The following is a 23,851-nucleotide window of genomic DNA, read 5'->3' as shown; positions in this document are numbered from 1 at the left end:
AATGAAACAATACCGTCATTCCCTTACTAAACGTGGCATTACACAAAGCATGTCTCGTAAAGGAAACTGTTACGATAACGCAGTGATTGAAAACTCCTTTGGCATCATGAAGTCAGAATTTCTGTATCGAAAAGAATTTGAGAGTATGGAACATTTTAAGAAAGAACTAGCAAAATATATAAAGTACTATAATCATAAAAGAATTAAGGCAAAACTAAAAGGCATGAGCCCAGTACAATACCGGACCCATGCCCAAAAGGTTGCCTAATGAAATAATCAGTCTAACTTTATGGGGTCACTTCAAAAATAAGATGGCTTTTACTTGTTAGTCTATCGTTTCAACTTCACGTGGATTATTCATCTCTTCAACATACACAACTCTAAATCCATGATCTTCTAAATCCTTTAGCAATGTTTCTAATTCACTATCTTCAAACTCTTCTCCCAATGTAAACATTATTCTACGTACTAATAAAGCATCATTATCAAAAGTCATTAAGCTTTGAATACCAGTGTATTTCTTTAGCACTGTCGATAATTTTTGAATGGCCCCATTATAATCTTGTGTTCCAATCATGACAGAATATTTACTAGAATGGACTCCCCATGCATCTTCTAATAACTCAAAAACTTTTTTATGCGTTAAAATCCCCAGGAAAACTCCTTTTTCATCAACTACTGATAAATAAGGTAATTTTTTTATTGTAAAAAATACTTTAAAGAACGAAGAATCTTCTCTCACATATCCTTCTTTATCATTTAATATTTGTACTACACTCTCTTCAAGTGAACCTTTATATTCTAAAATATCTACTTTATATATATTCCCTAAGTATTTCTCTTTTTTTTCATCTAAAACTGGTACACAACGATACCCAGTTTTATTTAAATGCTCCAGTGCTTCCCCTATCGTAATGGAACTTGAGCAAAATAACACTTCCCTTTTCGGCACATAATTTCCTTTAATCCTCATAAACAGCCTCCTTATGTTAAAATACTTTCTGTGCCATAACTATATTATATTTTCAGAAAAAAATAAATGATTTATTTTACTTTTCTGAAAATTATTCATTTTTTCGTCATAATTTATTCATGAATCATTCACTTGTACTCTCTTCAGCATCAAAAATCCCTTCTGAATTCTGGATCACTTTACTGCATCATTGTACGGACCTAATTGCTTTTTAGAAAAACAATGATTTGTCTCCTTACTTTTCATTAACATATTTCCTTTTATAATTAAAAAATAGGTTGCTACTAGAAAATAGATCAGCCCTAATATCCAATCCAAATTTGTAGCTAGATTGTGTAAAAGAACATATCTCATATATGCATAACCAATCGGAACATGTAGTAATACAACCGCACCTAATCCCGGATTGTATATTGTTTTAGCTTTTATATTTGCAAAAATACCATGCCATATGAATTGAAAAAACCCCATTAAAATAGGTGCCATCCCAAGCCATATTATATTTTGAAAGAAAACCGGAAGTAAATAAAAAACATACGCAATCAAAATATTTATTACCATAGCAGATTGCGTATTTAATGGATAGCGATCTGGTATATCACTTTTAAATATAACTACATTAAACAGACCAGCGAAATAACCTGGCCAACGATACTCTTCAAATTGATGCACTAAAATGGCTACAAAACTTAACGCTAACAGTACTTTTATTTCACTTATTTCTCCCAAATTCGCGACTAAACAAACAACGACAACAATAGCCACAACTAACCCTATATCATACCAATGCTTTCTAAAGAAACTAACCATCTCTATCACCCACTATCTCAATTTTTATAAAAATAGCGTTCAAATAGGAAATCAATCTGTTTTTCTATAGGCAGTACTCTTATATCTGCTCCTGATTCAAGAATTGGCATCATTAATGCTGGAAGAAAAATGGATCCAAATATTTGCACTGTCATCATCATTAAAATTTCCTGATCCGCTTCATTTGTTATTTCGCTCAAAATATTCTTCACTTTACTAAAACCTAGCCTCTTCAAAAAATCTCCATATTCGTATTGAGATGTAAATACCGTAGTTCCCATTGCAATAATCTTCCTGACTAACTCAGGATATTGCCGAATTACTAGTACATAATCAAATAAAAATATTTTTAATCTTTCTTTCGCTGGTACTGTAATATCATCTAAAATAGAAAAAGTGCCTTGGAAGCTAATTAACAAAACTTTAATCGCCTCACTAATCAACTTTTCTTTTGAACCAAAATGGTAATTTACAAGCGCAATATTTATATCTGACAATGATGCAATTTTCCTTATCGTTACCCTTTCAAAACCTTCGTTTTTAATTAACTCCAAGGTTGTATTTAAAATCTTTTCTTTCGTTGATATGTTTTCATTTCCCCCCAACTTATCTCCCCCTCTAGAATTTATCGATTAAACAATGATTTAAACGCTGTTTAACTTTATGGTATCACTTTCCAATTTAAAAAATCAATTTAATCCTTTCGACATTTACCTACATTTCTTTTCATTCATCCCATACAAAAAACGTGAAAATGCTAAACTGTTCACGTTTTTTGTATGGATGCTGTTATATACCCTCTCCTGCTTTATATCCCCACATAAAATAAATTTCTAAAAATAATTTAAAACTATCCATATACCAATAGGTAAAGAAAAATATATTGTAACTTCCCCTGAAAAAAGCTAAAATAAGAATAAGAATTTTCTGAATATTCTAAGAGTAGGTGATTGTATGTCCTTATTGCGCTCACATATATGTAAATTTATAGCCGGTGTTTTGATTATTTTTGTCATAAGTCCCCTTCCAGCATTATTCATTACACATAATTACTCCTACTTAACTGGATTTGTAAGCATTTTTCATAATTTAGCACAGCCTTCTTCCATTTCAATTCCCACAATTGATTGGATGCATGAGCCTATCCTTTTCTCAGCAAATCAGCTTGTACATACACAAAATATACTACATACCTCTAACCATTCGTCACCACTGTTCCCCTACATATGGGAAATATATTTTTTATCAATCGTTCGTTTCACATTCACTCTTGTAATCGGTTTCTTTATAAGTCTAGGAATTGGCCATCTATTTTTAAAAGCACCAAACTCATTAAAAAAGTGTAGTTCTTTATTTCGCTGGATACCGTATTCTTTTGGCACTGTGATATTACAATGTTCAGTCCTATTATCACTTCTCTACATATCTAAATTCATAAAGTTTCCTTTCTTCTCTTCTTTTATCATCGTATGTAGCACTTCTATGATAATCGTTATGCAAGCAATTAAAAAATGGCTACCGTTCTTAAATACTACTAATGAATACGAAATAAAAAATTCATCTTTCCTTGTTGATACGTTATTTATTGCGCTTACTTCCAATCATAAATCTATTTTGAGTTCCATTATTCTTTCATTCGTTTTTATGGAATGTATTTTTCATACAAACGGACTATTACAATTTATCGTCCAATTTGGTAGAAATGCACCTATAGTTGTCACAATTGGTTTATTACTACTTTATATTCCATATAGCATCTTATCGTTTCTCCAAGCTTTATGGACAACAAACCATTCTAAACAAAACACGTATACTTTAACTAGAAGTATTTCGAAACCATAACATAGAATAACCGTCTACTTAAATTAAAAGTAGACGGTTATTCCTATTATATAGAGGACAAAATAACAGCAAATTAAAAAACTACTATAGAAACCTACCATTATTTACCCATTTTCTTTGACTAATCTTTTCATTTGGATTTATTATAAAAGTATAACATAATTACAGGAGGTGACATCTTTATTCCAAATTAGGAATAAAGAACACACTTGGACATATTAAATATTTTTCTCATCTTTATACTTATCCTTATTTCTGGTTTTTTCGTTGCTTCAGAATTCGCTGTCGTAAAAGTACGAAAAAGTCGAATTGACCAGCTTGCTAATGAAGGTAATAAACAAGCATTAGCTGCAAGAAGCGTTTTATCTAACTTAGACGTTTATTTATCCGCTTGTCAGCTTGGCATTACTATCACCTCTTTAGGACTTGGTTGGCTTGGTGAACCAACTGTGGAACATTTACTGCGACCACTATTTGAAAAAATCAATATTACTGGAACAATGGCTAACACGTTATCCTTTATTATTGCTTTTAGTGTGATTACTTTTTTCCATGTTGTATTAGGCGAGTTAGTTCCTAAGTCTTTCGCAATCCAAAAAGCTGAAACAATCACATTAAAATTTGCAAAACCGCTTATTTTATTTGATAAAATTATGTATCCGTTCATTTGGCTTCTCAATAGTGCAGCTATATTTTTCACAAAATTACTCGGTTTAGAGCCTGCGAAAGAAAATGAACTTGCCCATTCCGAAGAAGAACTACGACTCATTTTAGGTGAAAGCTATAAAAGCGGCGAAATTAATCAAACCGAATATAAATATGTAAATAATATTTTTGAATTTGATGATCGTGTTGCTAAAGAAATTATGGTACCTAGAACTGAAATGGTTTGTTTATCTACTGAAAATACGTTAGAAGAAAATATGAAAATCGTTGCAACTGAAAAGTATACACGTTATCCTATTATTGAAAAGGATAAAGATGATATTATCGGAATGATAAATACGAAAGAGATTTTTCATAATCAAACAAAAGGCATTTACAAACCACTTGATGCCTACATACATCCTGTTTTAACTGTATTTGAAACAGTTCCCATTCGTAAAACGTTAATACACCTCCAAAAGAACCGCGTACAAATGGCGATTGTTATGGATGAATACGGTGGAACTGCTGGCCTTTTAACGATGGAGGATATTCTTGAAGAAATTATCGGCGAAATTCAAGATGAATTTGACGCAGACGAATCACCGATGATTGAAAAGCGTACTCCTAAGCTTACTGTTTTAGATGGGAAAGTACTCATTTCTGAAGTAAATGATATGTTTGGCCTACATATCGATGAAAGTGACTTAGATACAATTGGTGGTTGGCTTCTCTCTCAAGCAATTGATTTAAATATTGAAGCTGGCTATTCAGTTGAATATGATGGTTTTCAATTTAAAGCATTAGAACTTGATGGGCATCAAATTAAAAAGATTGCTGTACATAAATTAGATACTACAAAGGAGTTATAAAGTGACTGTTTTACTAACAATTTGTATCATTGCTTGTTTCATTGTTTCATTTCTTGCCTTTATATACCCCATTATCCCTGGCATCCTTGCCGTATGGGCTGGCTATTTCATTTATCATTTTGGAATAAATGGCGGAGAGTTAACGACATCTTTTTGGATTATTCAAGTCATTTTTACACTCTTCATTTTCGTTGCTGACTTTATTGCAAATGGATACTTCCTAAAAAAATACGGTAGTACAAAATCGGGCGAACGTGTTGGTATGGTTTCTATCATTGTCGGATCGTTCTTCTTCCCACCATTCGGGCTTATTATCATACCGTTCTTATCTGTATTTATTACGGAACTAATGCATAAAAAGGCGCCAAAAGACGCCCTTTTAGTCGGAATTGCAACTGTAGTCGGTTTTTTAAGTAGTACAGTAGCCAAAGCCATTCTCCAAATCATTATGATTATCATCTTTGTATGCTATATCATTTTTTAGCCATCCCTATTTTGGGATGGTTTTTTAATATGAAATACCTACTCGACTTTTCTCGTATAAGCTTTTATTACGTAAACTCCATGTAAAATGAGCTGTATCACCAACTGTGATTTTCGATCCATCTGTTGGCAACATATCTTTTTCCGTTCGATATACACCAGTTACATCACCGTCTATTAAATGCGTCGGACAAACAACAGTCCAACATAGTTTACTATTATTCAACGATTCATAAGCAGCTAAGTGATCTTCCGCAGCTGTTGTCATTTTTCTTTTCGATTCTTTTGATTGGAAACGATATATACTTGGATTTGTTCGCGCTTGTAAAATACCAGCAGTTCCTATTGTAACAATTTTCTTTATGCCCTCTTCTTCCATTTGCTTTATAATAATCGGTAAACTCTTCTCTAACGTCCCATTTCGATCAGTTCCAAGAGCACTAATTACAATATCACATCCTTTAATTGCTTCCTTTATATCATCTCCGCTTAATACATTTCCCTTAATAACATGCAACCTTTCATGCTCTGTTTCCACTCTACTCAAATCACGAACTAATACCGTTACTTCATATGAATCTTGTAATGCCAATTTCATAATTTGTGATCCTACTCTACCTGTCGCTCCTAATATGCATACTTTCATATATTATCCCCTCTTCAGTTCTTTCTCTCTATTTTTCCCTAATACATACAAATATACAACAAAAAAGCTTCCTCGTTTATGTGAGGAAGCTCTATTATTTATTTCTTTTCTTTCGAATCAGAAGACTTGTCTGTTCCGCTTGTTTCTTTATCTTTCTTTTCATCTTGCTGTGAAGTTGTGTCATCCTCTTTCTTTTTATCCCCATCTTTACTACAACCTACCATTAATAAAGAACTTGCAAGTGCCATAGCAGTTAATGACTTAACCCATTTGTTCATTTGCGTTTCCTCCCTTTGCTAGAATATGTACAATCCCATATTACTCTTTTTTTTTAAAGGGAAGATTTAAAAATAGTAAAGATACAGTAAACTTTTGTAAATTTTCAGATAACATAACCAATCTTTAATCCTCCCATTCTAATTAGACATAAAAAAACTAAGGCGCCTTTCATTCCACCTTAGCTTTTCACGCGAATTTTTCACTTTCATATACATGTTTAATCTTATATTCCTTCTTCACAACATATTGCCAAACACTATAAGCATAACGATTCATTTTCACAAAACAATTTTCCAGAAAAGAACGAAACTCCGGGTTCGCAACTTCTACTGCCACTTGAGCAAACTTTAATGCTAATCGTTTCAAATGTGTAATATAACAAATAGCAATCCCAATATCCCCTGTATACTCATTATCTGTTTCCCTATCCATTTCAGTAAATTCCGGCCACATTTGTTTACAAGTTATATGTTGTATATTTTCTCCTTCTTGAAAATTCACTTGTTCATTATATGCTTGTAACATATACGGCAAATGATGCTGCAAAATATCTTTTAATTCTTCATCTCGAACCTTGCTCGTGTATTCTCCAACTTTATATATAAGTGTGTAACTATATGTCATCAATTCTTTCATACAATCCATTAAAGCGCCTCCCTTCCTATTTCATCTCTATACTATAAATATGATGCGATAACATTTGATATTCTTGCTAGAAACCAATCCCATCTACTAATTTTCTCAAAATCTTCTTCAGAAAATCGTTTTGATTTATGAAAGTCTTCTTTTAATCGACTCCAGACGTCAGCAACGACTGTCTTATCATATATGAAACAGTTAGATTCGCTATTTAAGTAAAAACTTCTATTATCAAAATTTGCTGTACCAATATCAACCATTTCCTCATCGATGATTGTTACCTTCCCATGAAAAAATCCATTTCGATATTGATAAATCTCCGCTCCAGCATCTAACATGTCTTTCAAATAAGGATAGGCAGCCTGTTTTAGCAATACTGCATCACTTTTAAATGGGACGAGGATTTTTACATGGACACCACGATTTAATGCATCTTTCAGCCCCTTCACCATTTCTTTACTCGGTACAAAATATGGTGTAGCGATAATTAAAGAATGTTTTGCCTTCTTTAAAAACGCTCCATACTCCTTCCATAAACCTTTTCCATTCGAAAATACGTATTGATATTTTACATTTCCTTGTACAGGTAACTCTTGGTGTATAGGCAACTTTTCTCCCGTATCTTCTTGCCAATCTTCCGCAAACTTCCGTTCCATATCAGTAGCTCCATTCCCTTCGATGCGTACATGATAATCACGCCACGGACCAAATTTAGGATCCTGTCCAAGATATTCCTTTCCGATATTGAAGCCACCAATGTACGAAACTTTCCCATCTATAGTAACAATGCGTCTATGATTACGTTGATGCAAAGAATAAAATAAGTTTTTTAATTTAGGTTTTTTACTAAATGTAAACTTCACGCCTTTTTCTTTTAATTGATTAATTATTTTTTTCTTAAGCTTATATCCGCCAATGCGGTCTACTGACAATTTCACATCTACTCCGCTAGATGCTTTTTTCTCTAATAACTGTAAGAATTCTTTACTTACCTCATCTTTACCCACAATATAAAAATGAATATATACATTCTTTTCTGCACGATTTATATCCTCAAATAAGCTTCTATATAACTCATCACCGTTCGTATATACTTGAAAATCCCCTGATCGGATTTTTTCTAATTCATATCCACTAGCCATTTTCTTCCCCATTTCCACATCAACGTTCATCCATATGAATACACCTATAAAACAAATTATTACAATTAAAAAGTGCTTCATGGATACGTTCCTTTCTCTAACTACTGTTATTCCTATATCTTTCCTTTTTTAAAACATTATCATACAAAAAATATGTCATTGCATGATATACGTCCATATCAAACAGGAGCTCATCTGCATATTGTATGTTGTATCTTAAAATAAAAGGAGGAAATAACAATGGGCTTCGCACATGGTAATGGATTTGCGCTACTAGTCGTATTATTTATCCTCTTAATTATCGTCGGTGCTGCTTGCTTCTGCTAAGCAGTTATTGTAGTACGATATGGGGATGAAAAAACTATAAAAGCGGACACCTATTTTTAGGTGTCCGCTTTTCATTTCAAAAATCTCCTAACCTATTACAAAATAGTACCACTAGGAAAGTATTTTACATCAAAAAGTTAGCAGTGTAGCTACCTTCTTACTCTCTGCCTTACGAATATGGCGCTGTTCTGCACGTAACACAGCAATTCGATGCAATTCTTTCTCCTCTTCTGTCTCAGGGATAACACGCGGTACAGGGACTGGATTATTCTCCTTGCTAAGCGCAACAAAAGTAACGAATGAAGTTGCTGCTACACGTTTTTTACCTGAAATTAAATCTTCTGCTACTACTTTCACAAATATCTCCATAGAAGTTCTTCCCGTCCAAATTACGAAAGATTCATAACTAACACAATCTGAAGAACGTACTGGATGTAAGAAATCTACCCAATCCATAGACGCTGTGACACATTCCATTCTCGAGTGTCTCGTTGCTGAAATTGAAGCAACCATATCCATCTCCGCCAATATCTTTCCACCAAATAGCGTGTTATGATCATTTAAATCCGTTGGAAATACTCGACTCGTTTTAAACACCCTTGATTCATTAGCTGTTTTACCCTTTACTTCAGTCATTGTTATCACCCCTTTAATTATTTATCCCTAATATCCCAATATACACTACAACTCATGAACTACACGTTTAATATTAACAATTTTTAGAACTTTTAGTCCATAAAAAAGAACCGATTTTATCAATCGGCTCCTCTAAATACATATTGTTCTTTCGGCTGTTCAACTTTATTCCATTTCGTTACCTCTAAAACAGGAATATTTGCATGGAACGGCTGATAAAATTCAGTTGAAATTTCTCCCTCTATCTGAATCCAATCATCATTTTTCCACTCTACACCTTCTGGTTTTTTAACTAACATACCATATACACCCGAATCCGCTACACAATGTATAATACCGAAACGGAATAAGAAATATTGTTCCTTTTTAGAAGAATCATCTCGGAAAACAAATCCTTTATAAGACAGGGTTTTACCAGTAAATTCACCAGGATAATTATAAATTGTCTCCATACCCTTTAAGAAATCTTCATCTTTTAAAGTGATATTATCTTTCGTAACAAACTCTTTCTTCCCTTTTTCCATTACACCACGGTATCCTTCTTTCCCGTAATAAATGCTCGTGTCAGGTCTTAGAAATTGCCTTGTCATAAATGGATCTTTACTTTCTGCTTGCGCTACTGGAAAATGGAATCCCTTCGCCTTAACAATATCGGAATCTAATGTTGCAATTGGGAAAAACAATCCTGTAATGATTGGAAAACAGAATAACGTGTAAGAAAACACTTTTTTCCACCATGTATTCTCATCTTTCGAATGATCATGCCCACAATGACTATGATCACAACTACAATCATGTTTCTCTTTTTCCTTTTGGTGCTCTTTTTGGAAAACGATAATAATTTGTACAATCGTTAAGAAACCTAAAATAATAGCAGCAGTTTTTGATAAATAGGCGTACTTCATATTTATATACTTCGTAATGTTACCGGAAATATGAAGCTGTCCAATTAAAATTGTAAAGCCTAATAATATATATGCTCGAAACATAACCTACCACCCCATCGCATAAATGAGTAGTGAGCTTGCATAAACAACAAGTGTAACTGTAACCGTCACAACAATTACAAATTTTGTTTTAAATGTCGCAAGCATCATAAACATATTTTTAATATCCACCATCGGTCCATATACGAGAAACGCGACAAGTGACGCTGTTGAAAATGTACTTTGGAACGAAGAAGCAATAAATGCATCCGCCTCTGAACAAAGTGATAAAATGAAAGCAAGTCCCATCATTACAGCTGATGAAGAAAACGGACCTTGTCCAATAGCAAGCAATGTTGAAGTTTGTACAAACGTTTGAACTGCAGCAGCAATTAACGCTCCTAACACTAAGTATTTTCCCATTGAGAAAAATTCCTCAACAGCATGTGTACATACATCCCACATTTTTGTACGTAACGGACGCTTATGATTCACTTCTGGGAAGTGATCATCTCTTAATTGATGTTCTTTAAACATAAATGATAATATAATTCCAACGATAATTGCTACGATAATCGCTACAATAGAACGATACCATACCATGTGCATACTACTTCCAAAAGCAACATATGTTGCAAATAATACAACTGGATTAATAATCGGTCCAGTTAACATAAATGCAATTCCTGCATAGGGTGGAACCCCTTTTCCGATTAATCGTCTTACAATCGGAACAATTCCACATTCACATCCAGGAAACATCATACCTAAAAAAGTAGCTAATAAAACAGACAGAAATCGGTTTTTAGGCATCCATTTTGCCACCATATCTTCTGTCACAAACATTTGAATGAATCCTGAAATAAATACACCAATTAGCACAAAAGGAAGTGCTTCGATTAATATTGAGATAAAGATTGTATTCATTTGCAGGAATGCTTTCGGTAATTGAAACAATTCCATGATGTATTTCCTCCAACTTTTCATTAACAATATGTAATTTTAACCCCATTTCATTATTTGAACAAGAGTTATATGGAATTCATAACCTTCATACACATTACATTTCACAAGTTATATTCTGTTCCAAAATTGAGATTTCATAGCAAAAAAAGCTGCGCTAGCACAGTTTTATAACTATGCTAGCGCAGCTTTCCTATCATTAAAAGTAACGTTTCTTCCAAAAAACAAATGCTAAAGTGAAAGATAATGTTACACATATTATAAGTACAATTACAAAACCATGTGCTTCCCCTTCAAACGGAACCTTTACATTCATTCCAAAGAAACTAGAAACCATCGTTGGTAATGATAAAATGATTGTAATAGAAGTCAACAGTTTCATAACACTATTTAAATTGTTAGAAATAACCGAACTAAATGTATTCATCATTCCACTTAAAATGTGACTATATATTTCCGCCATTTCAATAGCCTGCTTATTTTCAATTAATACATCTTCTAGTAAATCTTGATCGTCTTCATACATTTTCAAAAATGTACTGTTTCGCATTAATTTTTGAATTACAATTTTATTTGCCTTTAATGATGTTGTAAAATAAACTAAACTTTTTTCAAGGCCGAGCAATGTGAAAATTTCTTTATTTTTCATCGACTTATTTAATTGGTGCTCTAAATCGATTGTTTTCCGATTAATTTGCTTTAAGTATCTTAAATAATAAGTAGAAATTGTATATAAGAGCTGAAGTGCGAAGCGCGTCTTTTTAAACGTATAAAATTCTTTAATACGTTGATTAATAAAGCGTTCAAAAATTGGATTTTCTTCTAAACAAATAGTAACAAAACAATCTGGCATTACAATCATACCTATTGGAATCGTGTCATAAATTGAATTTCCTTCTTCATCATGTCTGACTGTCGGAATATCCACGATAATTAAAGTATTATTGTCTTCCTTTTCAATACGAGAGCGTTCTTCATCATCCAAAGGGTCTTTAATGAAATCTAAGTCTACATTTAAAGTTTGTACTAGATACTGAATTTCTTCTTCTGTTGGATGAAGTACATTAATCCAGCAGCCCTTTTGCATTTCCTCAACCTCTTGTAGTTTTCCGTTTCGGTCTGTTAAATAAATATTTAACATACTATCACCCCGATTCTTTTTACATGTGGGAATCTACCTCACTTAAACAACAGTTTTTGAACCGCTATTTTCAGCATATGAAACAAACGATTAAATTTCAATAGAAAAATTATTTTGAAAACGTTTTTTTAAGAAAAATCTTGTAAACATAGAAAAAGACAGAGTGTTCTCTGCCTTTAAAAAAGCTTATGTTGCTTTTATAACATATTTAGAAAGCATCCACAAGTTAAAGCCGACTGAAATCGTATAGCCAGCGTATGTTGAAATGATAAAACTTACATAATCAAAATACGGTAGCAATACAATATTTAAAACTATCTTCACAGTTATTCCGATTACTAATCCTAGCACTGTTTTCTGTTGTTGATTAATTCCTTGTAACATGGCAGCGGTTACTGTAAATAGTGAGAATAGTATACAAGCAGGAGCATAATACTGCAAAATAATACTGCCCATCTCCGGATCATTTCCAGCACCAAATAAAAGAGTATACACTGGTTTTGCTAAAATCATCATTCCAATCGCCGCCGGTACGGTAATTCCTACCACTAATAAATTTGTCCTTGTAAAGTGTTTATACAGTAGTTTCTCATTTCCCGCTGTATAAGCTTTCGTCATCTCAGGTACAAGGGACATACTAAAAGCTGTTGCAACAGAAACCGGGATAAGTACAACCATCTGAACAAGGCCAATAATCGCATTAATCTTTTCTGCTTCTCCTTGCATATATCCTACTTGTATAAGTAGCTTATTAATTGTAAATGTATCAATCGTCTGATATAACGGAATCGCTAATCCAACTACAACGAAAGGAATAGAATATGTAAACAGTTCTCTATACAACGAAAAAAAAGTTTTCGTCGTTTGTGGTATACTGGCAATCTCTTTTTTCTTTAAATGTTTTCTCCTTCTTATATAATACGCACTTAAAACACTTAATCCACCTAGTGCTCCCATAAATGCTCCAAACGTTGAAATACCAACTGCCAACGAAACAGAAGCTTTTATAACATATAAAACGACAAAGCTTCCTATCAAAATAGTTAAGACCCGAAAAAATTGCTCTACAACTACACTGAGCGCAGAAGGTCCCATAGATTGAAAACCTTGAAAGAAACCACGTAACAAGCTCATTACAGGAACGAGTATTAACGCAAAACTTACAATTTGAATATTGTGCGTGACAGCTACCACACTATTCCCCGACTGATCATTTCCATCAATCACAAGTTTAGCTAAATGTGGTGCTAACATATATAATGCTAAACAAGAAATAACGCCCATAATGACCATGAAAACGATACCACTCTTTAGCACTCTCTTAACAGTGTGATAATCATTGAGTTGATCATATTTTGAAACCATTTTTGAAACGGCAAGTGGCAATCCCATCGTTGCAATACTAAGCATAATTGTATAAGGACGGTATGCATACGTATATAATACGTACCCACTCGTACCCACCATTGCTGTAAATGGTATAACATATATAAACCCTAACATTTTAGATATCATCGTTGCTATCGTTAAAAATATCGTTCCACGTAAAAACGGTGATCCTTTCATCACATTCCCCCGCTACGCTTTATTATTACACATTATGGACAACTCCTTTTTTTTAGAACCCAAACAATTAAAAAAGCCAATGAAAAATCATTGACTTTAACGCGCTGCTTTTTTCTTTTTTAAATACTTTAAACCGAAGTATAGAGCAACAAAGAGAACAGCTCCTATAATTATGTAATGTGTGTAATCAGATGCATACTCTTTAATGTGTCGCCAATTTCCACCAAGCTTTTCACCTAAGTATATAAATAGTATTGACCATGGAATAATCGCAACTACTGTATATAGTGTAAATAGTTTTAACGGCATTTTAGCTAATCCTGCTGGAATAGAGATTGCATGACGTACTACTGGGATAAAGCGTGCAGAAAAGATTACTCCTGCTCCGTAACGCTTAAACCAACCTTCCGCTATGTCTAAATGGTGTTTATTAATAAGTAGATATTTCCCATATTTCTCTACAACCGGACGCCCTCCGTAATATCCAAGCCAGTATAAAAAGATTTGGGCTAAAGTACCACCAATAGTTCCGGCGATAACTGCACCGACAAAACTAATTTTACCATCCGCTACTAAAAATCCAGCATACGAAAGTACAATTTCACTCGGGATAATTTCAATCATTAAAGCTAGTGCTACTCCAAAGTAACCTAGACTTGCAAAAAATTGCAATAACTGATCTATTATGCTTGCTAACATATTATTTTCTATCTCCTTTTTTCTTCACATACCATCCCATTATTACATAAAGGTTGCATTCTGCCAATATCTTCATTTTAACAATATGTACAATTCAAGCAGTATTAATCTATTATTTTTTCTTTCTGCGGGTCTTTCATGTAGGCAAACATTTCTTTAATTTGCTCTTCTGTATTTCTAGCAATTGATAAATCCGGCAATTTATCTTCACCAAAAAACTCTATTTCTTCTGTTTCAATACTAACTTTCTTTTCCCCACCAACAATATTACAGCCAATAAAAATCTTATATACATGCGTTGCTGAAGGCGATGGCTGATGCTTTTCTTTATCAAATATAGCTAGTAACTTAAAATGATCTACTTCATATCCTGTCTCTTCGAAAACCTCTTTTGCTGCTACTTCTGTTGGCGTATAACCAACATCAGCCCATCCACCTGGCAATGCCCATTTCCTATCACTTTTTTCTTTCACAAATAATAGTTTTTCATTTTGAAAAATAACTGCCCGTATATCAACTTTAGGTGTTTGATAGCCTGTCTCACTTGCAAATAAATTCTCTACTACTTCCCAATCTGTCTTTGTGTAATGTGACATCATTGAAACTGAAATGTCCCGTAATTGTTGGAAACGCTCTATATCATATACATCCTTAGAATACGTTAAACCCGCTTGAGCTATAGATTGTATTTGTTTTACCCAATCAATCCACTTGACCTTCATGTTTCCACATCTCCATTCTTTATTAAGTGAATATTACGTCAATTCAATTGATACATCTTTATTATACAAAAAAAGAGATTGATAATGTTCCAATCTCTTTCAAAATTAATCCAATTCATGTAAGTGGTCTTGTATATACTTCCTTCTTTTATTTATATATTCATCAATCATATCAGCTTCTTGATCAAATGTTTCTAATTTTTCTTTCATATATGGATCTTGTAGTAAATATGGACGAATCGATTCACACAAACCTTCTACTTTCGGCATCATAAACGAAACGGTAAATTGTTCTTCTAATATTTCTTCCAAAATACTTCGGTATTGTTTTCTAAATACAGGTATATCTAACAATCTTGCACTTAACGTATTATAACCTTGAATACGAATATATTCATGATTAAGTGGTCTCCCTTGTACATCTCGCCCCCAAGTCGCATCATAATCCCACGGTATCACTTCAAATAAATTTGTCTCATCGTTATGATATAGTGCATAGTTATGAACGAAGCCATCAAAGTTTTGCGTAAAAATAACTCCAGCTAACCATCGTAAATATTTATCTACATGTAGAAACTTCCCGATTTCTTTTTCATAATCTTCCCTCGACAAAGTATTTGCTTGAAATACAAATTCACTCAGTTGTTCTTCACTATTTTTATTCGAATATTTAAATTCATAACCCGCAAAGAGCTCTGTCTTAACATCTTTATCTCGCTCACTCATTAACGAAAAATTCGCATCATCATCTATCGCATAATAAATAGAACCACTCGGTAGCCCTCTATTTTTCAAAAAGTTTTCATCAACTGATTCTAACTGTAAATACACACCTTGAATTTGACCATTAATTTTTATAAATACATGTTGTGATTTTGGCGAAAGTACACCAATATCATGAAAAAAATCTAAAGATAATTTATTTCGTATGAGAGACGGATCCATAAACTCAGAATTCAAATGAAACTCTTTCGCGCCTTGAAATTTTTTCGGTTTATAAAACATAACATGATAAGATTTTTTCTCAAATTCGCGAATATGAGCCCCTCGGTATACGATATCAATGTCATACTTCTTTTTTCCATAAGTTAATTTTGCTGGCACTGGACTATCTGACCAAATGTCCTTTTTCAATTCCACTAAGTACATTGGATGAACAAAAAAATCATATGAAGGCAGCATATTTTCTCATCCCTTCTCAGTTCTCTTCATTCAATGTATGCGCCTTGTCTTGTCCATACATCCGCTATCATCTATTTATATAAAATTACACTCTTGTCCTGTTCAGAAAGAAGTCGAATCTCATATCATGTTAAGGAAAAAGAATACCTTTTCAATTTAACACTCGATAAGGAGGATTTCTATGAAACGTGATATTAGAAAAGCTGTTGAAGAAATCAAAAGTGCTGGTATGGAGGATTTCTTACACCAAGATCCAAGTACTTTTGAGTGCGATGATGATAAATTCTCTCATCATAAATGTACAACAGGGCGTAAATGTACAACAGGGCGTAAATGTCCAAGAACAAGATGTACTCGCGTAAAACATTGTACTTTCGTTACAAAATGTACTCATGTTAAAAAATGGACGTTTGTTACGAAATGCACTCGTGTGCGCGTTCAAAAATGGACGTTCGTTACAAAAGTTACTCGTAGAAAAGAATGCGTTTTAGTTACAAAACGTACTCGCAGAAAACATTGTACGTTCGTTACAAAATGCATACGCTTTGAAAAGAAATTTTTCTGGACAAAACGAAGTTTCTGTAAAAAATGCGAATTCTTCCCTCACGGACACGGTAGCTCTTGCGATGATGATTGTGATCATGGTAAAGGCTGTCACGATGACGGGCACAAATGGAATGATTGCAAAGGCGGACATAAATTCCCATCTTGCAAAAATAAGAAATTCGATCACTTCTGGTATAAAAAACGTAATTGCTAGTTTTTTATGTCCACCAAAAAAGGTCGCTTTGCGACCTTTTTTACGTTTACTGAAAATGACTTATATCTGCAAATTGTTTTACTTTACCACGGTTTTCATCAAATTCAATCACACTAAGACTCGCGCTATGCATAAATGGCTCTTCCCATACATGTTCAATTTCAAAACCTGCAAAATGCCCTACGAGTAATTTCGCTGCTGCAGCATGAGTAACTATTAAAATATTTTCTCCTTTATGCTTTTCTAAAAGAAAGTGTATCCCTTCAATTACTCTTTTATGAACGGCCGCAAAGTTTTCCCCTGATGTTGACTGAAAAAGATGTGGTTCATTCCAAAATAAATGTACTTCTTCTGGATATTGCATTTCCAAGTCAGCAATTGTTTGCCCTTCCCATATCCCCATGTTTATTTCATAGAAACGTTCATCTTCTATAATTGGAAGATCGCGTTCCCCTTTAATCAATTCAGCAGTATGAAGCGTTCTTTCGCTTGGACTACTATATATGGCATGGAGTGGTAAATCCTTCATACGCTCCCCTAATTGTTTCGCTTGTATCATACCATTCTCTGTTAATGCTGAATTTTTCCGTCCTTGCATCCGCCCTGCTACATTCCATTCTGTTTCACCGTGCCTTGTTACATATACCGTTGTCTTCATTTCGCATGCCCCCTTACCATTTTGGCCGCGATTCCCACGGCTCTACTCTCCCTACAATCCATTCTGTGCATTTACTTTCAATTCCTTTTATAACTCCGTCAGCAATCTCTTCATGAGTAAGCCATCTTGCATATGTATCTTCTAAAATAAACCCTAATATAATTCTATAATAACTACATAATGTCCCACCTATTTTTTGTGACTTCGTACGCGATGCACTACTACTTAATATATGAAATAAACTATACTTTTCCGATGACAATTCAACTTCATTACAAATGAGTCGTAATGCATGCTTAGCACTCGAATGTACCCATGCAACTACTAATGTAATTGGACCATTCTGTTCAATTGTATTTGTAATAGATCGATTTAGACCATCGTCATTTTGATAATCTAAAGGAAGACATGTAATATTTTCTGGTGCCGAACTAGCTTGCTTAACATTTTCTAATTTCACTTCATCTCGTCCAATAACAGACACACGAAATCCTTGATCACAAAGCCACATAGAAACTTTCTTTAACATTCCTGTTCCACCAATTACAAGTGCATGCAACTTCTTCCCCCCTTAGTAAAATGTCATATGAGGTTTTTCTTCCCTATAATAATTTAGACGGTCTTGCAGTGTCCCTGAATGAAACTCGAACTTGTGACCGTCAGGATCAACAAAATATATAGACCTACAATCTCTCACATTACGTTCTCTTCCTTGTAAAATATGAACATTATTTTCTTCTAACCGATGTAACAGGCGTTCAAAATCTTTTTGTTCAACAGAAAATGCGAGGTGCGTATAAGATTGATGAATCTCCTTTCTCGGAATATGTGTTTCTTCATTAAGCGCTATCCATACTCCACATATATTAAAATATGCAAGTTTTCTCCCCTTGACTAATAATTCTCCTTCCAATACTTTCTCGTAAAATGTAATAGAGTTTTCTAAATTGGACACTGAAAAACAAAGATGATTGATTCCCTTTAACAACTCTAATTCCTCCTAAACAAATAAAAGATGAGCGAAAATTCACTCATCTTTTATTATACTATTTCTTTGTAATATATGCCCATTTATAACTAAAGTCGCCACCGAACGTATGGTTAGCAATACCATTTACATACGTCTTCTCTAAGTAAGCTGTACTTTGTTGGTACGTAGGAGAGATTGCAGCATCTTGACCAATTAAGATTTTTTCAGCTTCTGCAAGTGCTTTCCAGCGTGCTGCGTCATCTTTTAGTAGTTCTCCTTTTGATTTTGCTACTAAATCATCGTACTTCGGATTTGAATAATCCATTTCATTAAATGAGCTTCCAGTAACGAACATATCAATATATGTCATTGGGTCTGGATAATCTGGACTCCATGCAGATAATGAGAATTCATATTCAAATTTCTTTTCTAAATCTAACTTCTGCTTATATGGTTGTTGCTTCAAATTCACTTTAATACCAGGTAAGTTTTTCTCTAATTCTTCTTTAATAAAGTCGCCCACTTTTTTACGACTACCGTTATCATCATTTAGTAATTCTACTGTAATTGTATCTTGACCAAGTTCTTTCTTCGCTTCTTCCCATAGTTTTTTTGCTTTCGCAGCATTATCTTTACTGTCACGGAAATTTTTATTTACAGTACGGAAGTCTTTTCCATCTGGTCCTGTCGTAAACTTTTCAGGTACTAAGAAATACGCTGGCAATGATCCATCATTCAAAATTACATCCGCAATTCCTTTTTTATCGTACGCTAAATCAATCGCCTCACGAACCTTTTGATTTTTAAACGTTGCATTTTTTTGATTAAAACGTAGGAAATACATACGTGGGTCTAGCTTCGTTTTAAATTCATCTGGTTTATTCTTTTTATATTTGTCTACAAACTCAGAACTTAAAATGACACGGTCTGCTTGATCACTATCATATAAATTTACCCCAGTACTTGTCTCTTTTACTATACCCACATTAATTTCTTGTAATTTTACAGCATCTTTATCCCAATAATTTGGGTTTTTCTTTAACTGGTAACTTTGTTCATGTTTCCATTCACTCATTGTAAATGGTCCATTGTACAATAATTTATCTGCTTCTAATCCGTATTTATCCCCTTGTCCTTTTACATACTTTTCATTTAATGGGAAGAATGTAGGGAACGAAGTAAGCTCAAGGAAATAAGGTGCTGGTTGCTCTAATTCTACTACCAACGTTTTATCATCCTTCGCTTTAACACCTAATTGATCCGACGGTACTTCTCCTTTATTTACTTTCTGTGCATTTTTCACATCAAATAAAATAAATGCATATTCTGCTGCTATTGCTTTATCTAATGTACGTTGCCATGCATATACAAAATCTTGTGCTCGAACTGGATCACCATTTGACCATTTTGCATCACGTAATTCAAATGTATATGTCTTTTTATCTTCACTAATCTTCACGTCTTTGGCCATACCTGGAGTTGGTTTATTATCTTTATCTAGACGATATAATCCTTCCATTGCATTTACAAATACACGGAAAGATACAGAATCTGTTGATTTAGATGTATCCATTGAAGGAATTTCAGCTGTTTCTAGCAAATTTAAAACTTGTTTATCTGCCATTCCCTTACTTGATTCTTTCTTCGTTGTCGAAGCCTTCTCCCCATTCCCACATCCCGCAACCAGTACACTAGCCGATAATGCAACTGCAGCAATCGTTGTTACCTTTCTCTTCATTCTTCCTTCCCCCAATCTATATGTATAAGTTAAAACTTGTATAATATATTTTATTATACAAAAAATTCTGATTATTTTAAATATTTATTTTCATAAAAAGAAAAAAAGCGGTCAGAAATTGCTTTCCCTCCGCTTTGTTGAATAGCATTTACTTGCAATCCATCCTCTATTTCAAACGGATTTTGAACCTTGAATATTTCTTCCATCATCTTCAAAAACTCTTCTTCATTTTTAGATTCACCATTAATCGTAAGGGAATATGGTTCCACTTCTCCCAATTTATAATCAACAATAAATTGAATTGTCACCTTTTTCCTTGGCATCTCAGGACTCTCCCCCTGAAATTCTACTAATTCTAATCCTTCCGTTCCCCGATAGTATATCCATCCTGAATTTTGAAAATAATTTTCAAACGATTCACCAATCGAAAAGAACGGATATTCATAAAGCGAACTTGTACGTACTTTTTGTATAATATCTCGATCAGTCGGAAAAAAGAAATGACTGAAAAAAATACTAGCAACTGCTAAAATAGTAACGATTGTTGCTCCCATTTTACTCGTTCCACCACTATCATGGATCAGATAATTTTCAACCGATTCATCTTTAATTCCCCGTGCTTTTATTCGATATATACGCCTTTCTGCAAATTGATAATATAATCCATTTGCAAAAATCCCCATCCCAAATAGAATGAAAATGAGTAATAAAAACGTAAGAGGCACCATATTAATGATTGGCAACGCTACGTTGAACCCCATATAATAAGAAAATGCATCACATGCTACTAATAACAGTATAAATAAAGCAGCAGGTAAATAATACTTACGATATCCAAGCCAACCTACATTGAAAATAGCAGCCAAACCATTCCAGCTCCACCTAGCAATTCGCTTATTCTCAAGCTCCCATTTTCTTTTGTAATATGGATATTGTCTCCCTACATATACTTCTAATTCTTTGTCTATTAGCGAGCTTTCTTCACCTTGTTTATTATGCAAGTTCCGTTGACAATTTGCACAATTCAACTGATCATTAATACAAGGTCGCCCACAATTTATACATTTCAAAACAATCCCTCTTTCCATCCATACTTCATTTTAATATGCCTTCATGCTTCAATAACCACTCTTTCCTCCATAAACCACCTGCATACCCAACAAGTTTTCCACTCTTTCCTATTACACGATGACATGGAACGATAATTGAAATTGGATTCCGGCTATTTGCCCCTCCTATCGCTCGTACAGCTTTCGTATTCCCAACCTTATCTGCAATATCTAAATATGAAGCACTTACGCCATATGGTACGGTGTAAAGTGCTTCCCATACATTCTTTTGGAATGGTGTTCCTTCAGCAGACAATGGAACTGTAAACTCTTTTCTTTTTCCTTCAAAGTATTCATCTAATTCATTTATACATTGTTCAACAAGTTCATTTTTATGTTCTTCTTTTCTTTCTTCAACAAATATAACAGACGTAATCCCTTTCGTATTCGCTGTAATTTCCAGCAAACCTAATTCACTTTCATAATAAGCCTGATACATATGTCATCCTCCAATTCAATTCATATTAGCCATTGTAACACGAATAGACGAAATTTTTCGTATAAGCGTTTTATTAGGGAAACAAAAAAGAGGATGATACAATGTAAGAAAATTCAATCAAGGGGGATATTTGATGGAGCTTCAACTTTTTTCACCTTATACAATTAAGGACGTTACGCTAAAAAACCGTATCGTTATGTCGCCTATGTGTATGTATTCATCAGAGAATGAGGATGGCCGAGTAACCAATTTTCATCTCATTCATTATGGAACCAGGGCTGCTGGCCAAGTAGGCTTAGTTATGATTGAAGCAACAGCTGTGTTACCTGAAGGACGTATTTCTAACAAAGACTTAGGCATTTGGGATGATAATCTAATTGAAGGCTTACATAAGACGACAGCATTTATACATGATAACGGCGCAAAAGCTGCCATTCAACTCGCTCATGCCGGAAGAAAGGCTGAATTAGAAACGGACGCTTTAGCTCCTTCAGCAATTCCGTTTAACGATGGAATGAAAATACCCGTGGAAATGAGTAAGCAACAAATTAAAGACACCGTATTAGCTTTTCAAAAAGCTGCGTTACGTTCAAAACAAGCGGGATTTGACGTTATTGAATTACATGGTGCTCACGGTTATCTTATTAATGAATTTCTTTCTCCGCTTGCAAATAAGCGGACTGATGAATACGGGGGTTCACCTGAAAATCGCTATCGTTTCTTACGCGAAATCATTGACTCTGTAAATGAAGTTTGGAACGGACCGTTATTTGTTCGTATTTCAGCAAATGATTATCATCCTGACGGGTTAACAGTTCAAGATTATGTGCAGTATACAGGATGGATGAAAGAACAAGGGGTAGATTTAATCGATTGTAGCTCTGGTGCAGTTGTCCCAGCTCATATTGATGTATATCCAGGTTATCAAGTCCAATATGCCAAACACATTAAAGAGAATGCTAACATTGCAACAGGTGCAGTTGGATTAATTACGACTGGATTACAAGCGGAGCAAATTTTAAATAATAGCGAAGCAGATTTAATTTTTATCGGACGCGAGTTACTTCGTAATCCATACTTCCCAAGAATAGCTGCCAATGAACTTGGCTTTGAATTAAAAGAACCATATCAATACGGGCGAGCACCCGGAAAAATTAAAACTAATAAATAAAACCGAGAAGAATATGTAATACTGAATCTAAAATAATTAAAGATATATAAGATATACTACACGACAACACATGTTGTTTAACAATGTAGTTTTAAGGTGTATCAACACTTTGCTTGATACACCTATTTTTTATGTTTTTTATCACTCATTTATCACTACATTCATTAAGTCAACAAATATGTTATATCCTTTCTTTTAAAACTGCCCTCTTTACTTTAAGTACAATACTTCACAATTTTTTTCACCTAAATAAATTCAATCTCTTAAAAGTGTTATCCATGTAAAAAGATGCCACCTTATTAAAGAAAAGCGCTTTATAGTGGAATAATAAAATAGAGAAATAGAAACAACTTAGGTTATTTCCCTTCAAGTAACGCAACCGTTGTAGCTTAAAAATAAAGTTTGATTAAATTAGACCTTAAAAAATTGAAATTAATACATAATAAAACAACACTTGAAATTATTCATACTTGCTTTAATTGCAATATACGTTTGGACACAATTTAGACACAA

The 23,851-nt window shown here is 33.7% G+C and carries 28 protein-coding genes; 7 read left to right on the top strand and 21 right to left on the bottom strand.

What is annotated here, in order from left to right:
• Positions 1 to 268 (top strand): IS3 family transposase (locus ABH955_RS17390; protein ID WP_404491396.1); only part of this gene is annotated, 268 nt, incomplete at its 5' end.
• Positions 269 to 325: 57 nt separating this feature from the next.
• On the opposite strand, the gene cbpA is transcribed toward ABH955_RS17390, so the two are convergent.
• The 3 genes from cbpA to ABH955_RS17375 all read right to left on the bottom strand — a co-directional run bounded on the left by cbpA (position 326) and on the right by ABH955_RS17375 (position 2,388).
• Entirely contained in the window at positions 326 to 973 is a 648-nt protein-coding gene (cbpA, locus tag ABH955_RS17385; RefSeq protein ID WP_002012458.1) for a cyclic di-AMP binding protein CbpA, read from the bottom strand.
• A gap of 174 nt (positions 974 to 1,147) precedes the next feature.
• Positions 1,148 to 1,792 (bottom strand): HXXEE domain-containing protein, encoded by a 645-nt coding sequence (locus ABH955_RS17380; RefSeq protein ID WP_002086041.1) that lies wholly within the window; start codon positions 1,790 to 1,792, stop codon positions 1,148 to 1,150.
• Positions 1,793 to 1,800: 8 nt separating this feature from the next.
• On the bottom strand, positions 1,801 to 2,388 hold the full coding sequence (locus ABH955_RS17375; RefSeq protein WP_404443186.1) for a TetR/AcrR family transcriptional regulator: 588 nt from the start codon (positions 2,386 to 2,388) through the stop codon (positions 1,801 to 1,803).
• Positions 2,389 to 2,737: 349 nt separating this feature from the next.
• On the opposite strand from ABH955_RS17375, the gene ABH955_RS17370 reads away from it, so the two are divergent.
• From ABH955_RS17370 to ABH955_RS17360, 3 genes are all read left to right on the top strand, one after another.
• Positions 2,738 to 3,625 carry a hypothetical protein gene (locus ABH955_RS17370; protein ID WP_002012455.1) on the top strand — a complete coding sequence of 296 codons (888 nt, stop codon included), beginning with the start codon at positions 2,738 to 2,740 and terminating at the stop codon, positions 3,623 to 3,625.
• A 209-nt stretch (positions 3,626 to 3,834) separates the two neighbouring features.
• Entirely contained in the window at positions 3,835 to 5,142 is a 1,308-nt protein-coding gene (locus ABH955_RS17365) for a hemolysin family protein (protein WP_404491395.1), read from the top strand.
• Between the two features lies 1 nt (position 5,143).
• Positions 5,144 to 5,626, top strand: coding sequence for a DUF456 domain-containing protein (locus tag ABH955_RS17360; protein ID WP_000217328.1), 483 nt, complete (start codon positions 5,144 to 5,146; stop codon positions 5,624 to 5,626).
• Between the two features lie 24 nt (positions 5,627 to 5,650).
• On the opposite strand, the gene ABH955_RS17355 is transcribed toward ABH955_RS17360, so the two are convergent.
• The 4 genes from ABH955_RS17355 to cls all read right to left on the bottom strand — a co-directional run bounded on the left by ABH955_RS17355 (position 5,651) and on the right by cls (position 8,412).
• Entirely contained in the window at positions 5,651 to 6,271 is a 621-nt protein-coding gene (locus tag ABH955_RS17355) for an NAD(P)-dependent oxidoreductase (RefSeq protein WP_404443191.1), read from the bottom strand.
• Between the two features lie 98 nt (positions 6,272 to 6,369).
• Entirely contained in the window at positions 6,370 to 6,549 is a 180-nt protein-coding gene (locus tag ABH955_RS17350) for a hypothetical protein (protein WP_002065008.1), read from the bottom strand.
• 187 nt (positions 6,550 to 6,736) lie between these two features.
• Entirely contained in the window at positions 6,737 to 7,195 is a 459-nt protein-coding gene (locus tag ABH955_RS17345) for a spore coat protein (protein WP_404443194.1), read from the bottom strand.
• Between the two features lie 32 nt (positions 7,196 to 7,227).
• The gene (gene cls, locus ABH955_RS17340; protein ID WP_404443197.1) at positions 7,228 to 8,412 is read right to left on the bottom strand and encodes a cardiolipin synthase; all 1,185 of its coding nucleotides are present in this window, start codon (positions 8,410 to 8,412) and stop codon (positions 7,228 to 7,230) included.
• 159 nt (positions 8,413 to 8,571) lie between these two features.
• Here cls and ABH955_RS17335 point away from each other — a divergent pair, with 159 nt between their 5' ends.
• Complete coding sequence (locus ABH955_RS17335; protein WP_000505094.1) at positions 8,572 to 8,658, top strand: YjcZ family sporulation protein; 87 nt, start codon at positions 8,572 to 8,574, stop codon at positions 8,656 to 8,658.
• 129 nt (positions 8,659 to 8,787) lie between these two features.
• Here ABH955_RS17335 and ABH955_RS17330 read toward each other — a convergent pair whose 3' ends face one another.
• From ABH955_RS17330 to cotH, 8 genes are all read right to left on the bottom strand, one after another.
• On the bottom strand, positions 8,788 to 9,294 hold the full coding sequence (locus tag ABH955_RS17330) for an acyl-CoA thioesterase (RefSeq protein ID WP_002012448.1): 507 nt from the start codon (positions 9,292 to 9,294) through the stop codon (positions 8,788 to 8,790).
• Positions 9,295 to 9,413: 119 nt separating this feature from the next.
• Positions 9,414 to 10,283 (bottom strand): TIGR03943 family putative permease subunit, encoded by an 870-nt coding sequence (locus tag ABH955_RS17325; protein WP_002012447.1) that lies wholly within the window; start codon positions 10,281 to 10,283, stop codon positions 9,414 to 9,416.
• Positions 10,284 to 10,286: 3 nt separating this feature from the next.
• Positions 10,287 to 11,183, bottom strand: coding sequence for a permease (locus ABH955_RS17320; protein ID WP_000418719.1), 897 nt, complete (start codon positions 11,181 to 11,183; stop codon positions 10,287 to 10,289).
• Between the two features lie 199 nt (positions 11,184 to 11,382).
• On the bottom strand, positions 11,383 to 12,324 hold the full coding sequence (locus ABH955_RS17315; protein ID WP_000932392.1) for a magnesium transporter CorA family protein: 942 nt from the start codon (positions 12,322 to 12,324) through the stop codon (positions 11,383 to 11,385).
• A gap of 186 nt (positions 12,325 to 12,510) precedes the next feature.
• Positions 12,511 to 13,890 carry a putative polysaccharide biosynthesis protein gene (locus ABH955_RS17310; RefSeq protein ID WP_404454982.1) on the bottom strand — a complete coding sequence of 460 codons (1,380 nt, stop codon included), beginning with the start codon at positions 13,888 to 13,890 and terminating at the stop codon, positions 12,511 to 12,513.
• A 96-nt stretch (positions 13,891 to 13,986) separates the two neighbouring features.
• Positions 13,987 to 14,589 carry an undecaprenyl phosphate transporter UptA gene (gene uptA, locus ABH955_RS17305; RefSeq protein WP_000881203.1) on the bottom strand — a complete coding sequence of 201 codons (603 nt, stop codon included), beginning with the start codon at positions 14,587 to 14,589 and terminating at the stop codon, positions 13,987 to 13,989.
• Positions 14,590 to 14,693: 104 nt separating this feature from the next.
• A complete protein-coding gene (locus tag ABH955_RS17300) occupies positions 14,694 to 15,311 on the bottom strand; it encodes an NUDIX hydrolase N-terminal domain-containing protein (protein WP_404491394.1) in 618 nt (205 codons plus the stop codon).
• A 105-nt stretch (positions 15,312 to 15,416) separates the two neighbouring features.
• Positions 15,417 to 16,493 (bottom strand): spore coat protein CotH, encoded by a 1,077-nt coding sequence (cotH, locus tag ABH955_RS17295; RefSeq protein WP_000937998.1) that lies wholly within the window; start codon positions 16,491 to 16,493, stop codon positions 15,417 to 15,419.
• Positions 16,494 to 16,674: 181 nt separating this feature from the next.
• Between cotH and exsB the strand changes: the two genes are divergently transcribed.
• On the top strand, positions 16,675 to 17,253 hold the full coding sequence (gene exsB / locus ABH955_RS17290) for an exosporium protein ExsB (RefSeq protein ID WP_404454979.1): 579 nt from the start codon (positions 16,675 to 16,677) through the stop codon (positions 17,251 to 17,253).
• Positions 17,254 to 17,299: 46 nt separating this feature from the next.
• Here the strand turns inward: exsB and ABH955_RS17285 are convergent, their stop codons facing one another.
• The 6 genes from ABH955_RS17285 to ABH955_RS17260 all read right to left on the bottom strand — a co-directional run bounded on the left by ABH955_RS17285 (position 17,300) and on the right by ABH955_RS17260 (position 22,167).
• Positions 17,300 to 17,911: a phosphoserine phosphatase 1 gene (locus ABH955_RS17285; RefSeq protein ID WP_002012438.1), complete on the bottom strand. Its 612-nt coding sequence runs from the start codon at positions 17,909 to 17,911 to the stop codon at positions 17,300 to 17,302.
• Between the two features lie 13 nt (positions 17,912 to 17,924).
• Positions 17,925 to 18,470, bottom strand: a complete 546-nt coding sequence (locus ABH955_RS17280; RefSeq protein ID WP_404454976.1) for a short-chain dehydrogenase — start codon at positions 18,468 to 18,470, stop codon at positions 17,925 to 17,927.
• A gap of 12 nt (positions 18,471 to 18,482) precedes the next feature.
• On the bottom strand, positions 18,483 to 18,899 hold the full coding sequence (fosB, locus tag ABH955_RS17275) for a FosBx1 family fosfomycin resistance bacillithiol transferase (protein ID WP_033730260.1): 417 nt from the start codon (positions 18,897 to 18,899) through the stop codon (positions 18,483 to 18,485).
• 58 nt (positions 18,900 to 18,957) lie between these two features.
• On the bottom strand, positions 18,958 to 20,619 hold the full coding sequence (locus ABH955_RS17270) for a peptide ABC transporter substrate-binding protein (RefSeq protein ID WP_002126994.1): 1,662 nt from the start codon (positions 20,617 to 20,619) through the stop codon (positions 18,958 to 18,960).
• Between the two features lie 71 nt (positions 20,620 to 20,690).
• A complete protein-coding gene (locus ABH955_RS17265; RefSeq protein WP_404454973.1) occupies positions 20,691 to 21,689 on the bottom strand; it encodes a DUF2628 domain-containing protein in 999 nt (332 codons plus the stop codon).
• Between the two features lie 25 nt (positions 21,690 to 21,714).
• The gene (locus ABH955_RS17260) at positions 21,715 to 22,167 is read right to left on the bottom strand and encodes a methylated-DNA--[protein]-cysteine S-methyltransferase (protein ID WP_002031467.1); all 453 of its coding nucleotides are present in this window, start codon (positions 22,165 to 22,167) and stop codon (positions 21,715 to 21,717) included.
• 133 nt (positions 22,168 to 22,300) lie between these two features.
• On the opposite strand from ABH955_RS17260, the gene namA reads away from it, so the two are divergent.
• Complete coding sequence (namA, locus tag ABH955_RS17255; protein ID WP_088005267.1) at positions 22,301 to 23,338, top strand: NADPH dehydrogenase NamA; 1,038 nt, start codon at positions 22,301 to 22,303, stop codon at positions 23,336 to 23,338.
• Positions 23,339 to 23,851: the final 513 nt, after the last annotated feature.

Source organism: Bacillus sp. RC240 (genome assembly GCF_044907945.1).
Taxonomy (GTDB): domain Bacteria; phylum Bacillota; class Bacilli; order Bacillales; family Bacillaceae_G; genus Bacillus_A; species Bacillus_A mycoides.
Note: the sequence above shows the minus strand (reverse complement) of the source record. Positions and strands in the feature narration are given on the sequence as shown.

Bases quoted from the DNA above. Each gene is read 5' to 3' on its own strand.
- cbpA (WP_002012458.1), bottom strand. From the start codon at position 973: ATGAGGATTAAAGGAAATTATGTGCCGAAAAGGGAAGTGTTATTTTGC.
- ABH955_RS17370 (WP_002012455.1), top strand. From the start codon at position 2,738: ATGTCCTTATTGCGCTCACATATATGTAAATTTATAGCCGGTGTTTTG.
- ABH955_RS17355 (WP_404443191.1), bottom strand. From the start codon at position 6,271: ATGAAAGTATGCATATTAGGAGCGACAGGTAGAGTAGGATCACAAATT.
- ABH955_RS17350 (WP_002065008.1), bottom strand. From the start codon at position 6,549: ATGAACAAATGGGTTAAGTCATTAACTGCTATGGCACTTGCAAGTTCT.
- ABH955_RS17345 (WP_404443194.1), bottom strand. From the start codon at position 7,195: ATGGATTGTATGAAAGAATTGATGACATATAGTTACACACTTATATAT.
- cls (WP_404443197.1), bottom strand. From the start codon at position 8,412: ATGAAGCACTTTTTAATTGTAATAATTTGTTTTATAGGTGTATTCATA.
- ABH955_RS17335 (WP_000505094.1), top strand. From the start codon at position 8,572: ATGGGCTTCGCACATGGTAATGGATTTGCGCTACTAGTCGTATTATTT.
- ABH955_RS17330 (WP_002012448.1), bottom strand. From the start codon at position 9,294: ATGACTGAAGTAAAGGGTAAAACAGCTAATGAATCAAGGGTGTTTAAA.
- ABH955_RS17325 (WP_002012447.1), bottom strand. From the start codon at position 10,283: ATGTTTCGAGCATATATATTATTAGGCTTTACAATTTTAATTGGACAG.
- ABH955_RS17320 (WP_000418719.1), bottom strand. From the start codon at position 11,183: ATGGAATTGTTTCAATTACCGAAAGCATTCCTGCAAATGAATACAATC.
- ABH955_RS17315 (WP_000932392.1), bottom strand. From the start codon at position 12,324: ATGTTAAATATTTATTTAACAGACCGAAACGGAAAACTACAAGAGGTT.
- ABH955_RS17310 (WP_404454982.1), bottom strand. From the start codon at position 13,890: ATGAAAGGATCACCGTTTTTACGTGGAACGATATTTTTAACGATAGCA.
- uptA (WP_000881203.1), bottom strand. From the start codon at position 14,589: ATGTTAGCAAGCATAATAGATCAGTTATTGCAATTTTTTGCAAGTCTA.
- ABH955_RS17300 (WP_404491394.1), bottom strand. From the start codon at position 15,311: ATGAAGGTCAAGTGGATTGATTGGGTAAAACAAATACAATCTATAGCT.
- cotH (WP_000937998.1), bottom strand. From the start codon at position 16,493: ATGCTGCCTTCATATGATTTTTTTGTTCATCCAATGTACTTAGTGGAA.
- exsB (WP_404454979.1), top strand. From the start codon at position 16,675: ATGAAACGTGATATTAGAAAAGCTGTTGAAGAAATCAAAAGTGCTGGT.
- ABH955_RS17285 (WP_002012438.1), bottom strand. From the start codon at position 17,911: ATGAAGACAACGGTATATGTAACAAGGCACGGTGAAACAGAATGGAAT.
- ABH955_RS17270 (WP_002126994.1), bottom strand. From the start codon at position 20,619: ATGAAGAGAAAGGTAACAACGATTGCTGCAGTTGCATTATCGGCTAGT.
- ABH955_RS17260 (WP_002031467.1), bottom strand. From the start codon at position 22,167: ATGTATCAGGCTTATTATGAAAGTGAATTAGGTTTGCTGGAAATTACA.
- namA (WP_088005267.1), top strand. From the start codon at position 22,301: ATGGAGCTTCAACTTTTTTCACCTTATACAATTAAGGACGTTACGCTA.